Genomic DNA, 12,597 nt, shown 5'->3' on the forward strand with positions numbered 1-12,597 from the left:
GCTCAGCCCTGCACCGCGCGCAGCACTTCGGCGAGGCTGGTGTCGCCGCGGCGCAGGCACTCGCTGGCCATGCCGGCCAGGCTCTGCCGGCGCCCAGCCAGGTGCTCGTGCATGGCCACTTCGCTGGCGCCGTCGTAGAGCAAGGCGATCAAGCCGGCGTCCAGTTCGATGAACTCATAAAGGCCGAGCCGACCACGATAGCCCGTGCCCTGGCACTGCTCGCAACCCACGCCATGAAATGTCTCACTCAACTCGGCCAGCTCCGGCCACAGCTGCCGCTCGGCCGCCTGTAAAGGTTGCGCTCGGGCACACTGGCACAGACGCCGGACCAGGCGCTGGGCCATGACCCCGCGCAGGCACGAGGCAATCAGGAACGGCTCGATGCCCATGTCGCGCAGACGCGTCACCGCGCCGACGGCGCTGTTGGTGTGCAGGGTCGAAAGTACCAGGTGGCCGGTAAGGCTGGCCTGCACGGCGATCTGCGCGGTCTCGCGGTCGCGGATCTCGCCGAGCATGATCACGTCCGGGTCCTGGCGCAGGATCGCCCGCAGGCCGGTGGCAAAGGTCAGCCCGGCGCGCGGGTTGATTGCGGTCTGGCCGATACCGGCGATGGCGTATTCGACCGGGTCCTCGACGGTGAGGATATTGCGGCTGCCGTCGTTGAGGCTGTTGAGGCTGGCGTAGAGGGTGGTGGTTTTACCCGAGCCGGTCGGCCCGGTGCTCAGGACGATGCCATTGGGCCGCGCCAGGCAAGCGCGCAAGCCCTGCTCCACGGCCTGCGGCATACCGAGGTTGGCCAGCGCCAGCAGGCTGGCCTGCTTGTCGAGCACGCGCATCACCACCCGCTCGCCATGGATGCCCGGCAGGGTCGACACCCGCACGTCCACTTCACGCCCCGCCGAGCGCAGGGTGATACGGCCATCCTGGGGCTGGCGCTTCTCGGCGATGTCCAGCCGGGCCATGACCTTGATCCGCGACACCAGCATCGCCGACAGCGCTCGCGGTGGGCGCAGCACTTCGCGCAAATGACCGTCGACGCGCAGGCGCACCACCAGGCTCTGCTCGAAGGTCTCGATATGAATGTCCGATGCCTGCAGGCGCAGGGCCTGGGCGAACAGGCCATTGATCAGGCGGATTACCGGCGCTTCGTCATCGCTTTCGAGCAGGTCTTCAATGCGCGGCATTTCGCTCATCAGGCCGTCGAGGTCGACCTGCTCGCCGATGCCTTCGATCAGCGCTGCGGTGGCGCCTTCGCCGGCCTGGTACAGCTGCCCCAGCTGGCTGTCGAAACTGGCGCTGTCCAGATGGCAGACCTCATCCGGCTGGCCCTGTACGCGCAGCAGTTCCTGCAATTGATCGCTGTCGGCATCACTGCGCAGCCACAGGCTCCAGCCAGTCGCCGAAGGCGCCACGGCAAGGCCGGCCTGGCGGGCCAGGCGATAGGGCAACAGTTCCATCACCAGACGCCCTCGTCCAGGCGCTGGCGGCTGGCCGGGAAGGCCTGCAACAGCTTGCCGTCGTCACTGATGGCCGGCAGCTTGAGGGCGGTGTCCTGTTGCAGGTTGCGGTACTTCTCGGTGCTCAGGCTGGCCAGGCTCGGACCGTCACGCAGGATGCGCGGGCGAATGAACACCATCAGGTTCTGTTTCACGCCCTGGTGCCCGGAGGAACTGAACAGCCGCCCCAGCCAGGGAATATCGCCGAGCAACGGCACCTTCTGTTTGCTCGACGTGACCTCGTCACTGATCAGACCGCCGAGGATCACCAGGCCGTTGTCCTCGACCATGACCTTGGTCTTGATCTCGCGCTTGTTGGTAATCACGTCGCTGGCCGAGGCGTTGTCGGCAATCGAGGAGACCTCCTGGACAATATCCAGGCGCACGGTGTTGTCGATGTTGATCTGTGGCTTGATGCGCAGCTTGACCCCGACCTCCTTGCGCTCGATGGTCTGGTAGGGGTTGGTGTTGTCCTGGGTCACGGAGCCGGTGACGAAGGGCACCTCCTGGCCGACCAGGATCGATGCCTCGGCGTTGTCCAGGGTCAGCAAGGTGGGGGTCGACAGCAGGTTGAAACCGCTTTTGCTTTTCAGCGCGTTGACCAGCACGGCGAAGTTGAAGCCGCCGCCGAAGTTGCCAAAGCCTGCGGTCAGGCCGTTGGTGCCGGACAGCAGCTTGCCCAGTGCGGCATTGTCCTTGGCTGCGGCGGCGCCAGCGATGGCGGCGATACTCGCGCCACCGGTGCCGAAATTGACCGTGCCGGCACCGAACTTCTCATCGGCGAACAGCCACTGCACGCCCAGCTCTTCGGCGCGTGAATCCGAGACTTCGGCAATGATCGCCTCGACCACCACCTGCGCCCGGCGCACATCCAGTTGCTCGACGATGTTGCGATAGGCCGCCAGCTCACTGTCGGGGCCGACCATGACCACGGCGTTGGTGCCTTCTTCGTACTCCAGGCGGATACCCGAGCTGCTCACCGGCGGCGGCGCCTTGTCATCCTTGCCGCCTTCGCCCGTTCCGGCTGGCAGGCTGTCCTGGCTGAGGCTACGCAGCACCTTGACCACTTCGCTGGCGTTGGCGTGGCGCAGGTAGATCACCTGGGTGTTGGAACTGCGCAGGTTATCGCCGGGGCGATCCAGTTGCGCGAGCAAGGCCCGCACCCGCTCACGGCTGTCGGCACTGCCGCGCACCAGCAAGGCATTGCTGCGCGGATCGGCCACCACCTGGGCGCTGTCGGCGCCCTGCTCGCGGGCCAGCAACTGGCTGATCAACTTGCTGGTGTCGTTGGCGCTGGCATGTTGCAGCGGCATCACCTGCATCGGCTCGTCACTGACCTGGTCGAGCTGCAGCAACAGGCTGTCGATGCGCTCCAGGTTGCTGCGCCAGTCGGTGATCACCAACAGGTTGGCCGCCGGATACGGAGTGATCACCCCGACCCGTGGATCGATCAGCGGCTTGAGAATCCCCAGCACTTGCTCGCTGGCGGCATTGCGCACATTGAACACCCGGGTGGCGACACCGTCGCTGCCTTGCGCCGATTTGCCCGCGCGCTCCACCGGTACCGGCTCAAGCCGTGCAGCCTGGTCGGGGACGATCTTGACGCTGCCGTTGGGCAGGTCGACGGCGGCAAAACCCTGGGCCCGCAGCTGGGCCAGGAAGATGTCGTAGATCGCTTCGCTGTCGTGACGATCGACGGTGCGCACAGTGACCTTGCCCTTGACCCGCGGATCGACGATGAAGGTGGTGCCGGTGATCTGCGAAACACTGTCGATGAACTCGCTCAGTTCGGTGTCGACGAAATTGACTTCGTACAACGGCGTCTCGTTGTCATCCAGCGCCACCGGCTCTTCGGCCCATGCCAGGTTGAGGCCCAGGCTCAGCACACTGGCCAGGCAGAGTCTTGCGATCATCATTCATCCTTGGCGCTTGAAGCCGGTCACGGCGGGCCGTGGCGGCCAGGGCAGGCGTTCGCGCCGCCCCTGGTTGTCGAAAATCAGGCCCTGGTCGTCGATGCTCTCAAGGACAATGCCCGGGGCCAGGCGCTGGCCACGGCGCACGGTGCGCGTGGCCTGGCCGTAACGCAGCACCACCACGGTGGCGCTCAGCGGCACGGCCCTGAGACCGCCCAGGTACTGCAGCGGTAAACGGGTCAGCGGCACGCCGCCGCTGTCGGCCTCGGCCTGCCAGTGGCCGAGCATCAGGCCCGGCAATGGCGTAGCGTCCTGTACCTGGGCCACTGCCGGCACAGGTGCCCGGCTGAGCTGCAGCACGCACTGGGCGGCGAGCCAGGCGGCCAGGGTCAGCAGTGCGCCGCTGAACAGGCGCGAGGCGCTGGTCACGCGTTCAACTCACGCGGATGCCAGCCGGGATGGCCCTGGACATAGCGCAGCTGCGGCAATTGCAATGCCGGCAGTTGCCAGTCGGCTGGCTGTTTCGACAGCCAGGCTTCGACCCGTTGCCACAGTGGCTCGCCGCTGCTGGAGGCGTACTGCAGGCCGAAGGTGCGGCACTGTCCTTGCACTTCGCTGAAACCGGACACGCGCTTGCCGCTCGGGCTGTAACTGAGCTGCCAGGGCTGGCCCAGCCAGCGCGGCAGGTCCTGGCTGTTGTCGAGTAACAGCGGGTCGCCAAACAGTTGCTCGGCGGCGTTTTCCAATACCTGTTCGACTTGCCGGGCGGGCGCTTCGACCACCGGCGCCGGGTAGCTGCCGGTCAGGCTGATCAGGTGTTCGCGAGTGATGGCCTGGCCGGCGGCCAGGGGGCTGTCGTAACGCAGGCCTGGCAACAGCACCGGGTAGTCGCTGTCGGCCGACAGCGCTTGATGCAGCAGGCGGTCCCAACTGCCGCCACGCGTATCGCGGCGCCACAGTGCCTGCGGTGCCCGGGCCAGGGGTTGATCGAGCCAGGCGGCGTGACCGGCGCGTTGCTGCGCCAACAGCCCACGCAACTGCGCGGCACGGGCCTGGGCGGTGGGCGTCAGGCTGCTGTCGAAAGCTGGGTGAAAGTGAGCGCTGAACTGCCATTGCCCGCCAGCGCGTTGGCAGCGAACTTGAAAGGCGCCGCTGGCCCGGCTGCCGGCAAACAGCACCGGCACCCGCTTGCCACTGGCTTGCAGCACGCTGACCGGTTCGGGCCAGAAGTCCTGGCCACGGGCGCAGAGCAACAGGTCGGCGTCGCTCAAACGCTCGGCCAGCCACAAGCCCGGGCCGGTGCCGACGTCGGCCAGGGCGATCACCAGCTCGGCTTGGCCGCGGGCCTGCTCGAAGGCCGGCAACAGCGATTGGTACCACTGTTTGAGCGAGGCTTTCTGGTCCTGGGCATAGGGGTCGGTGATGCCGACCACTGCAACCCGTACCCCGCCACGGCGAATGACCGTAAACGGTGTAACACCCAGCGCAGCGGACTGCTCCGGGGCAAGACCTGCGCCCAGCACAGCCTGCCCATATTGCCGATAAAGCCCGCTGCAACGCTGCGGCCAGAGCACCCGCTCATCGCTGCTGACGCGCACGTCGCTGGCCAGCAATTGGCTGCCTTCAACACCACTGCCACCCTGGGTCAGGTAGGCCAGGCCACTGCCGTTCCAGCCCTGGCCGTTCTCCAGGGTCAGGCAGTTCTCGGCCCCGGCGGTTTGGCGCAGTTGCTCCAGCACAGCCGCCAGCACCGCATAGCCACCGGTGCGCACGCCATCGGCCAGGCTGGCATCGAGCAACGGGTTGAGTTCGGCTCGCGCCTGGCGGGCGCTGGCGCCGGTCATCCAGGGTGCCTGGCCCAGGTGGGTCACCGGCCCCAGGCGCGTGGCCGGGACCACCGGTTTGCCCGCCTGGCGGGCGTCGAGGGTGTCGGCGAAATACAGCACATCCAGCCAAGCATCGTTGCCGGTCGACGTCCCGCCCAGACCCGCACAGGCCGTGAGCAGCGGCGCCGTAGCGCCAACGCCAATCCAGTTCAACACTTCCCGTCTGTGCATGTTCAGCCTGTCCCGTCGCCTTCGCGCTTGTTGGTTGTCGGGCCGGGATATTGGGGCGCCTGGATTACAGTTTGATGGCAGTTAATCGACAGCCCAGGCAAAACCTCAGGCAAATCAGGTGGTAACTATTTATTTCTTCAACGCCTTTTAACAAAACTGCCAATCAATCATCACACTTGCTCACTAAAGTCCCGGTTTCTTTCACGCCGCATCATTGAACAAAAGGAACTGAACTGATGAGTCGAGACACCGGCGACAACCTGAACCGCAACCCAAGTGGCAACCTGCCCATGGACAGCGTTCTGGAGTCTTACCTGAGCCGCCGCAGCGTGGTACGCGGTGGCCTGGGCGCCGCGATCGCGATGATTGCCGGGACTGGCCTGACGGGCTGCTTTGACAGCAGTGATTCGGATGACGACGATCCGGTGGTCGAGCCGCCAACCCCGCCGAAACTGAAACTGGGCTTTACCTCCATCCCCGGCTCGCGCACCGACGCCTGCGTGGTCGCCGCCGGTTACACCGCCTATGTCCTGGCGCCCTGGGGCACACCGCTGAACACCAGCGCCAACCCGTGGAAAGCCGACGGCAGCAACACCGCCGCCGACCAGGCCAACTCGGTGGGCATGCACCATGACGGCATGCATTTCTTCCCCATCAACGGCAGCTCCGAAGACGGCCTGCTGGCGATCAACCACGAGTACATCGACGCCGACGCCCTGCACCCCAACGGCCCGACCAGCGACGGCAGCGGCAAGCGGCCGGTCGAGGAAGTACGCAAGGAGATCAACGCCCACGGCGCCGGGGTGATCCGCCTGAAGAAAGTCAGCGGCCGCTGGCAGGTGGTCGACAATGACCCACTGAACCGCCGCTTCACCACCGCCACGGTGATGAACATCGCCGGCCCCCTGCGCGGCAGCGACCACGTCAAGACGCGCTTCTCGAAGAACGGCACCCAGGCCCGCGGCACCAACAACAACTGCGGCAACGGCTACACCCCGTGGGGTACCTACCTGACCTGCGAAGAGAACTGGCCGGGGATTTTCGTCAACACCAGCACCACCCTGCCGGCCGACCAGAAGCGCATCGGCGTAAGCACCAAGGCCGGTAACTACAAGTGGGAAAGCGTGGCGGGCGATCCGACCGAAGTGGATGGCGAATTCAGCCGCTTCAACGTCACCCCAAGCGGCGCCAGCGCCACCGACGACTTCCGTAACGAAGCCAGCACCTACGGCTACATTGTCGAGATCGACCCGTACAACGCCAGCACCCTGGCGGTGAAGCGCACCGCGCTCGGCCGTTTCCGCCACGAGGGCTGCTGCCCGGGCCTGCCGGTAGTGGGCAAGCCGCTGGTCTGGTACATGGGCGACGACTCGAACAACGAATACCTGTACAAGTTCGTCTCCACCGCGCTGTGGGAAGCGGCCGATGCCAACCCGGCCGACCGCCTAGCCACCGGCAACAAGTACATGGACCAGGGCAAGCTGTATGTCGCCCGTTTCAATGCCGACGGCTCGGGAGTGTGGTTGCTGCTCGACGTCAATACCCCGACCAGCAGCGGCAAGACCCTGGGTTCGATCTACGGCGACCTGCCGGGCATCATCCTCAACACCCGCGGCGCTGCCGACGCGCTGGGCGCAACGCCGATGGACCGCCCGGAATGGACCACGGTCAACCCGCTCAATGGCGACGTCTACCTGACCCTGACCAACAACAGCGCGCGCACCGCCGCCAAGGTCGATGCCGCCAACCCGCGCGGGCCGAACCGCCATGGTCATATCATCCGCTGGCACGACAGCGACAATCATTTGAGTTTCACCTGGGACATCTTCGTGTTTGGTGCCAACGCCGCCGGTACCGCCGACATCAACCGCTCGGGCCTGACCGAACTCAACCAGTTCGCCAGCCCCGACGGCATGAGTTTCGATAGCCGCGGCATCCTCTGGTTCCAGACCGACAACGGTGAAAAAACCCTGACCGACTACACCAACGACCAGATGCTGGCGGTGATCCCTACCGACCTGGTGAATGCCGCTGGCAAGCAGGTCCCGGTCAACGCCCAGAACCAGGTCGACCTGCGTCGCTTCTTCGTCGGTCCCAACGGCTGCGAAGTCACCGGCATTGCCTTCACGCCGGACAACAAGTCGATCTTCGTCAACATCCAGCACCCGGACAACTGGCCGTCCACCGATGTTGCCACCACCGTTACCCCGGCCGGCACCAAGGTGCGCCCACGGGCATCGACCGTGGTGATCCAGCGTGCCGATGGCGGTGAGATCGGCGTGTAACCCCAGAGCGGGTAACCTAAGCGTTGCGCAGCGCAGCCCTTACCAGGGCTGCGCTGCGCGGCTGATCACCTGCACCTGCTGGGCCGGCACCCGCGCGTGCCATTGCACGATCCCTCGTGCCCGCAGCTGAAACTCGCTGCGCATCTTCTGCCCGTCCTGTTCTAACTCCAGTTGCAGGGCAAAATCACCGCTGTTGAGCAACAAGCCCTCGCTCAGGCGCGCAAACATCGCATCGTCCATGGCACCCAGTGCCTGACGCAACGCACCCGCATCGTGATAACCACCAGCGGGCCGGCCGGTGATGATCCGGGTCAGCAGCGAACGCGACACCTCCCCTTCGTACAGCGCTTCGAGCAACGGTAGCTGCTCCAGGCTCAAGGCATTGGCATTCAGTCGCCAGCCGCTGGTCTGCGGCAGCGCGCACAACTGTGGATAGCGTTGCTGGCGCTGGGCGTCGGGCTCGAGCAGCAGGTTCAGTTCACTCATGTCGACCATCATCTGGTTGGCCGCAAGGCGCGCAGGTGACTGGCGCAGGTACTGATCACTTTCAGCGCCATTGAGACGGGTCTGGCCATCGCTGTCGATCCAGTCCGCGAGGGCATCGGTCAATCGTTGAGCAGCCATGTCATCGCCAAGCAGGTAGCGCAATTGCCGTGCGGCACGTTCACCCTCTTCGCCAATCAGCGTGTTGACGTTGAAGCAGGTATGCAAGTCGCGGATGCGCAAGGCCGCCGAGCCGCCGGCAAAGGCATAGGCCAACGGCTGCCCGCGCAGCGCCTGCCAGAACAACGGGCTGGCGCGCCAGGCCGGGTCTTTCAGGGCCTGTTCGGCAAAAGCCAGGCCGGCGCTTTCCATCGCCCTTGCCTGCACCCGCTGTTGCACCAGGCGCACGCTGTCGATCTGCTGGCGACCGTCCTGCACCAACCAGGTCAAACCACCGGCGAGCATCGCCAGCACCACCAGCACCATCAACAGCGCCGCCCCTTGTTGCCGTTTCGCACCCATGAACTGCCCATCCGAACCCATGAGGCATCAGTCAACACAACCGATGTTGCAGACACATGGCAATAACCGTTGCACGTCACTTTTACGTCATAAAGCGCAGGCAGGATAAGGCCTTCTTTTTCATGAGCTTGGAGCGTTTTTCATGGGTGGTATCGGGATCTGGCAGTTGCTCATCGTGTTGATGATCGTGTTCATGCTGTTCGGCACCAAGCGCCTCAAGGGCCTGGGGGCGGATGTCGGCGATGCGATCCAGGGCTTTCGCAAATCCATGGGTAACGGGCCGGCCGAGGACGATGCCCTAAGCCAGGTCAAACCCCAGGCGCCGCTGCAGGCCGACAGCGTGCAGCAAGCGGAACACCAGCGCTGATGTTCGAAGTCGGTTTTACCGAACTGCTGCTGGTGGGCATCGTCGCCCTGCTGGTGCTCGGCCCCGAGCGCCTGCCGGCGGCGGCCCGCACCTTGGGCCGCGGCCTGGGTCAGGCCAAACGCGCCATGGCGTCGATCAAGGCACAGGTGGACCGCGAACTGGACACCCAGGCCTTGAGCCAGGAACTCGATGCCGTGGCGTTGCAGCGCCTTGAGCAGGACCTGCGCCGCGGCGTCAGCCTGCAGCCGGACAACAGCCCAACCAGCGGAACGCCCTGATGAACACAGCAACCGACGCCCCCGGCATGCCGCTCACCGCTCACCTGCGCGAACTGCGCAGGCGCCTGGTGCGCTGCCTGCTGGCCATCGCCGTGGTTTTCCTCGGCCTGTTCCCGTTTGCCCAGACACTGTACACCCAGGTCTCGGAGCCGCTGCGCCGCTACCTGCCCGAAGGTGCGAGCATGATCGCCACCAGCGTCACCTCGCCGTTTCTCGCGCCGTTCAAGCTGACCCTGATGGCGGCGCTGTTCGTGGCCATGCCGGTGCTGTTGCACCAGGCCTGGAGCTTCATCGCCCCGGCCATGTACCGCCAGGAAAAGCGCATCGCCCTGCCGCTGCTGGTGTCGAGCATTGTGCTGTTCTACTCGGGCATGGCCTTCGCCTTCTTCGTGGTCTTCCCGATGATGTTCGGCTTCTTTGCCAGCGTCACCCCCGATGGCGTGGCGATGATGACCGACATCGGCCTGTACCTGGACTTCATCCTCGCCCTGTTCCTGGCCTTTGGCCTGGCGTTCGAAATCCCGGTGGCGACGTTCATCATCGTCTGGGCCGGGGTCACCGACGTCGCCAGCCTGCGCAAGAGCCGCCCCTATGTGATCGTCGGCTGCTTTGTGGTCGGCATGCTCCTGACCCCGCCGGACGTGTTCTCGCAGACCCTGCTGGCGGTGCCGATGTGGATCTTGTTTGAGGTCGGTTTGCTGGCCTGTGCAGCGGTTGGGCGAAAAGAGGACCATACGATGGCGGTCGGCGCTAACGCCTTAAATGAACCTGGCAAGTAAAGAAAAAATCGGCATACTCGAGAAATCTGAAGATTTTCATGGGCCAGTGAAGAAAATCCTGACCTCTGAAACCGAAAAGCAGGATTTCCGATATGCAAGCGGTTGGCTATGCCCATCTTCACCAGCAGTTTCAACTGACGGTAGTACCGCTGCAGCTACCGGCTGTCGTTCAACCGGTTACGCGTATCCAACCAATCGGCAACACCTTGGCCGTGCCCCCCGCCATTGCGCCTGCGGCCGACGACTTGCTGGGTCATACGCTGTTTGCCCTGAAGCACGAAGGGATCAACCTTGCGGTATTGGCCCAGGCGTTGCCCCGGATCCCCGCCGAAGCATTCGAAGATGTCCTGCGCTCCACGCCTAACGGGATATACATCCGTAAGGCCTGCTATCTACGCGAGGTGTTCTCTGGCGAGTCGCTGAGACAGAGAGCCCCTGTTCGTGGCCCTTTCGTGGGCCTTTTCGATCCTGAACGCTACATCACCAAGCCGGGGGAGCGAAGCTCCAAGTGGCGGGTCGAGTTCAATGGCCTCGGCTCACTGGCTTACTGCGCCACAGTCGAACGTACGCCGCAAATCAAAGCCCTGCTCGACTATGACATTCCAGCACGCGCCAGGGCGTTCATGCAGTCGCTGCCGCCAATCATGATGGACCGCGCCATCAACTGGGCGTACTTGCACGAAACCAAGGATTCTTTCGCGATCGAGAGGGAAGCGCCAAGTGAGGACAAATCCCGCAAGTTCATACAGTTGCTTCGCCAGGCCCACGAGCGTCAGCCGCTAACCGAGGAGTATCTGGTTGCCTTGCAGAACGCCACGCTTAGCAACCCTTATGACATGGCTGCCGCGTTCAGGCATGAACAGAACCACCTTGCCGGAGCCATGCAAGGCGCTGCGGGTGTGACCTACGTCCCTCCCCCGCCGGCGCTCTGCCGGGAGCTGATGGAATCATTGATGCACTTTGCCAATGAAGATGCAGCCCACACCGATCCACTGGTGGCAGCCGGGATCATCTCTTTCGGCTTTGTCCTCCTCCATCCCTTCATGGATGGTAACGGTCGGCTTTCTCGCTTCCTGATCCATCAGACACTGTGCCGAGCCGGGGCTCTGGACAACGGCCTGTTGCTTCCCGTGTCGGTTGCCATGAAACGGGACGAACGAGGCTATCTGCAAGCACTGCAAAGCTTCTCCCGACCAGTGAGGGATTTCTGGGATGTCCAGTGGATTGACTTCGGGCAGTTGAGCTTCCAGTTCCGTGGCGATGCGGCCGTTTACCGCTACTGGGATGCGACGCCTTGCGTGACCTTCACCATCGCAATGGCCAAGCACGCCCTTGAAGTTGAACTGCGCGAAGAAACGACCTTCCTGGCCTGTTTCGATAGCGTTTACAAAGCCGTCGACGAGCAATTTGACGTACGCGGCAGTGAGCTTTCGAGTCTGGTCATGATGTGCCTGACCAATGGCGGTGTTGTGTCCAGGCACAGGCGTAAACAGTATCAATACACGGTTCCCGCCCACGTCTTCGACTTTATCGAACAGGCGGCACGACAGGCACTGGCTGCCCAGCAGTCTGCGGTTGAGTCGGTCGAAGACGACGCAAAATGAGACGGGCTGACAAGTGGTATTGACGTGGTATGCAAGTGGTATTAAATTTTCAATACCACTCGCTACCTGAAGCCACCGCCATGACTCCGTTGACCGCCCTGCGTCCCGACGACACCCTGGCCACCCCCTTGTACCTTCAGTTGGCGCGCAACCTTGAACAGGCCATTCATGCCGGGCAATGGAAAGCCGAACAGGCATTGCCTTCGGAAAGAAGCCTGAGCGAAGCTCTGGACATCTCCCGGGTAACCGCACGCAAGGCCCTGGAAGTGCTGCTCGAACAAGGCCTGATCCGCCGCATCCAGGGCTCTGGTACGTTCATCACTCCGCGCCTGGAACAACCGCTCTCGCGCCTGTCGAGCTTCAGTGAAATGCTGCGCCTGAAGGGCTTCACGCCCAGCTCGCAGTGGCTGGAGCGCAGCGTCGACGCGCCGTCGGCCGATGAGCTGGTGCGCCTGGGCCTGTCGCCCAGCGAACAGGTGGTGCACCTCAAGCGCCTGCGCAAGGCCGATGACATTGTCATGGCCGTCGAGTACAGCACCCTGCCCGCCCGCTTGCTGGGCAACCCTGAAGCCATCGGCGATTCGCTGTATCAATACCTCGACCAGATCGGCAAACCGGTGGTGCGTGCCCTGCAACATATTCGCGCGATCAACGCCAGCGCCGAGCTGGCCGCGCGGGTCGGCATCCAGCCCGGTACCGCCATGCTGCTGATGACCCGGGTCGGCTACCTCGACGACAACACCCCCATCGAACTGACCGACACCTACTGTCGCGACGACTACTACGACTTTGTCGCCGAGCTGCGACGCTAGC

At 64.1% G+C, this 12,597-nt stretch carries 11 protein-coding genes; 6 read left to right on the plus strand and 5 right to left on the minus strand.

Annotated elements, in window-relative coordinates; translation table 11 throughout:
* Positions 1-2: 2 nt before the first annotated feature.
* Genes NLX68_RS08130 through NLX68_RS08145 form a run of 4 tightly spaced genes read right to left on the minus strand, consistent with a single transcriptional unit; the run spans position 3 to position 5,466 of the window.
* Entirely contained in the window at positions 3-1,451 is a 1,449-nt protein-coding gene (locus NLX68_RS08130; protein ID WP_254283704.1) for a GspE/PulE family protein, read from the minus strand.
* A gap of 5 nt (positions 1,452-1,456) precedes the next feature.
* The gene (gene gspD / locus NLX68_RS08135) at positions 1,457-3,409 is read right to left on the minus strand and encodes a type II secretion system secretin GspD (RefSeq protein WP_254283580.1); all 1,953 of its coding nucleotides are present in this window, start codon (positions 3,407-3,409) and stop codon (positions 1,457-1,459) included.
* Positions 3,410-3,412: 3 nt separating this feature from the next.
* Entirely contained in the window at positions 3,413-3,838 is a 426-nt protein-coding gene (locus NLX68_RS08140; RefSeq protein WP_254283581.1) for a pilus assembly protein PilZ, read from the minus strand.
* Positions 3,835-5,466 (minus strand): lipoprotein UxpA, encoded by a 1,632-nt coding sequence (locus tag NLX68_RS08145; protein ID WP_254283582.1) that lies wholly within the window; start codon positions 5,464-5,466, stop codon positions 3,835-3,837. The genes NLX68_RS08140 and NLX68_RS08145 overlap by 4 nt, the downstream gene beginning before the upstream one ends.
* Before the next feature lie 236 nt (positions 5,467-5,702).
* Here NLX68_RS08145 and NLX68_RS08150 point away from each other — a divergent pair, with 236 nt between their 5' ends.
* Positions 5,703-7,751 (plus strand): PhoX family phosphatase, encoded by a 2,049-nt coding sequence (locus tag NLX68_RS08150; RefSeq protein WP_254283583.1) that lies wholly within the window; start codon positions 5,703-5,705, stop codon positions 7,749-7,751.
* A gap of 39 nt (positions 7,752-7,790) precedes the next feature.
* On the opposite strand, the gene gspK is transcribed toward NLX68_RS08150, so the two are convergent.
* Positions 7,791-8,756, minus strand: coding sequence for a type II secretion system minor pseudopilin GspK (gene gspK / locus NLX68_RS08155; protein ID WP_254283584.1), 966 nt, complete (start codon positions 8,754-8,756; stop codon positions 7,791-7,793).
* A 142-nt stretch (positions 8,757-8,898) separates the two neighbouring features.
* Here gspK and tatA point away from each other — a divergent pair, with 142 nt between their 5' ends.
* The 5 genes from tatA to NLX68_RS08180 all read left to right on the plus strand — a co-directional run bounded on the left by tatA (position 8,899) and on the right by NLX68_RS08180 (position 12,596).
* A complete protein-coding gene (tatA, locus tag NLX68_RS08160) occupies positions 8,899-9,123 on the plus strand; it encodes a twin-arginine translocase TatA/TatE family subunit (protein ID WP_254283585.1) in 225 nt (74 codons plus the stop codon).
* Complete coding sequence (gene tatB / locus NLX68_RS08165) at positions 9,123-9,401, plus strand: Sec-independent protein translocase protein TatB (protein ID WP_254283586.1); 279 nt, start codon at positions 9,123-9,125, stop codon at positions 9,399-9,401. The genes tatA and tatB overlap by 1 nt, the downstream gene beginning before the upstream one ends.
* On the plus strand, positions 9,401-10,180 hold the full coding sequence (gene tatC, locus NLX68_RS08170; RefSeq protein WP_254283587.1) for a twin-arginine translocase subunit TatC: 780 nt from the start codon (positions 9,401-9,403) through the stop codon (positions 10,178-10,180). Before tatB ends, tatC begins: the two co-directional genes overlap by 1 nt.
* Before the next feature lie 92 nt (positions 10,181-10,272).
* A complete protein-coding gene (locus NLX68_RS08175; RefSeq protein WP_254283588.1) occupies positions 10,273-11,784 on the plus strand; it encodes a Fic family protein in 1,512 nt (503 codons plus the stop codon).
* An 80-nt stretch (positions 11,785-11,864) separates the two neighbouring features.
* Complete coding sequence (locus NLX68_RS08180; protein WP_254283589.1) at positions 11,865-12,596, plus strand: GntR family transcriptional regulator; 732 nt, start codon at positions 11,865-11,867, stop codon at positions 12,594-12,596.
* The last annotated feature ends 1 nt before the right edge of the window (position 12,597 follow it).

The sequence above is a fragment of the Pseudomonas sp. SBB6 genome, assembly GCF_024213215.1.
Classification (GTDB): domain Bacteria; phylum Pseudomonadota; class Gammaproteobacteria; order Pseudomonadales; family Pseudomonadaceae; genus Aquipseudomonas; species Aquipseudomonas donghuensis.

Excerpts from the sequence above, each read along its gene's own strand:
- gspD (WP_254283580.1), bottom strand. The coding sequence starts at position 3,409 with ATGATCGCAAGACTCTGCCTGGCCAGTGTGCTGAGCCTGGGCCTCAAC.
- NLX68_RS08145 (WP_254283582.1), bottom strand. The coding sequence starts at position 5,466 with ATGCACAGACGGGAAGTGTTGAACTGGATTGGCGTTGGCGCTACGGCG.
- NLX68_RS08150 (WP_254283583.1), top strand. The coding sequence starts at position 5,703 with ATGAGTCGAGACACCGGCGACAACCTGAACCGCAACCCAAGTGGCAAC.
- gspK (WP_254283584.1), bottom strand. The coding sequence starts at position 8,756 with ATGGGTGCGAAACGGCAACAAGGGGCGGCGCTGTTGATGGTGCTGGTG.
- tatA (WP_254283585.1), top strand. The coding sequence starts at position 8,899 with ATGGGTGGTATCGGGATCTGGCAGTTGCTCATCGTGTTGATGATCGTG.
- tatB (WP_254283586.1), top strand. The coding sequence starts at position 9,123 with ATGTTCGAAGTCGGTTTTACCGAACTGCTGCTGGTGGGCATCGTCGCC.
- tatC (WP_254283587.1), top strand. The coding sequence starts at position 9,401 with ATGAACACAGCAACCGACGCCCCCGGCATGCCGCTCACCGCTCACCTG.
- NLX68_RS08175 (WP_254283588.1), top strand. The coding sequence starts at position 10,273 with ATGCAAGCGGTTGGCTATGCCCATCTTCACCAGCAGTTTCAACTGACG.
- NLX68_RS08180 (WP_254283589.1), top strand. The coding sequence starts at position 11,865 with ATGACTCCGTTGACCGCCCTGCGTCCCGACGACACCCTGGCCACCCCC.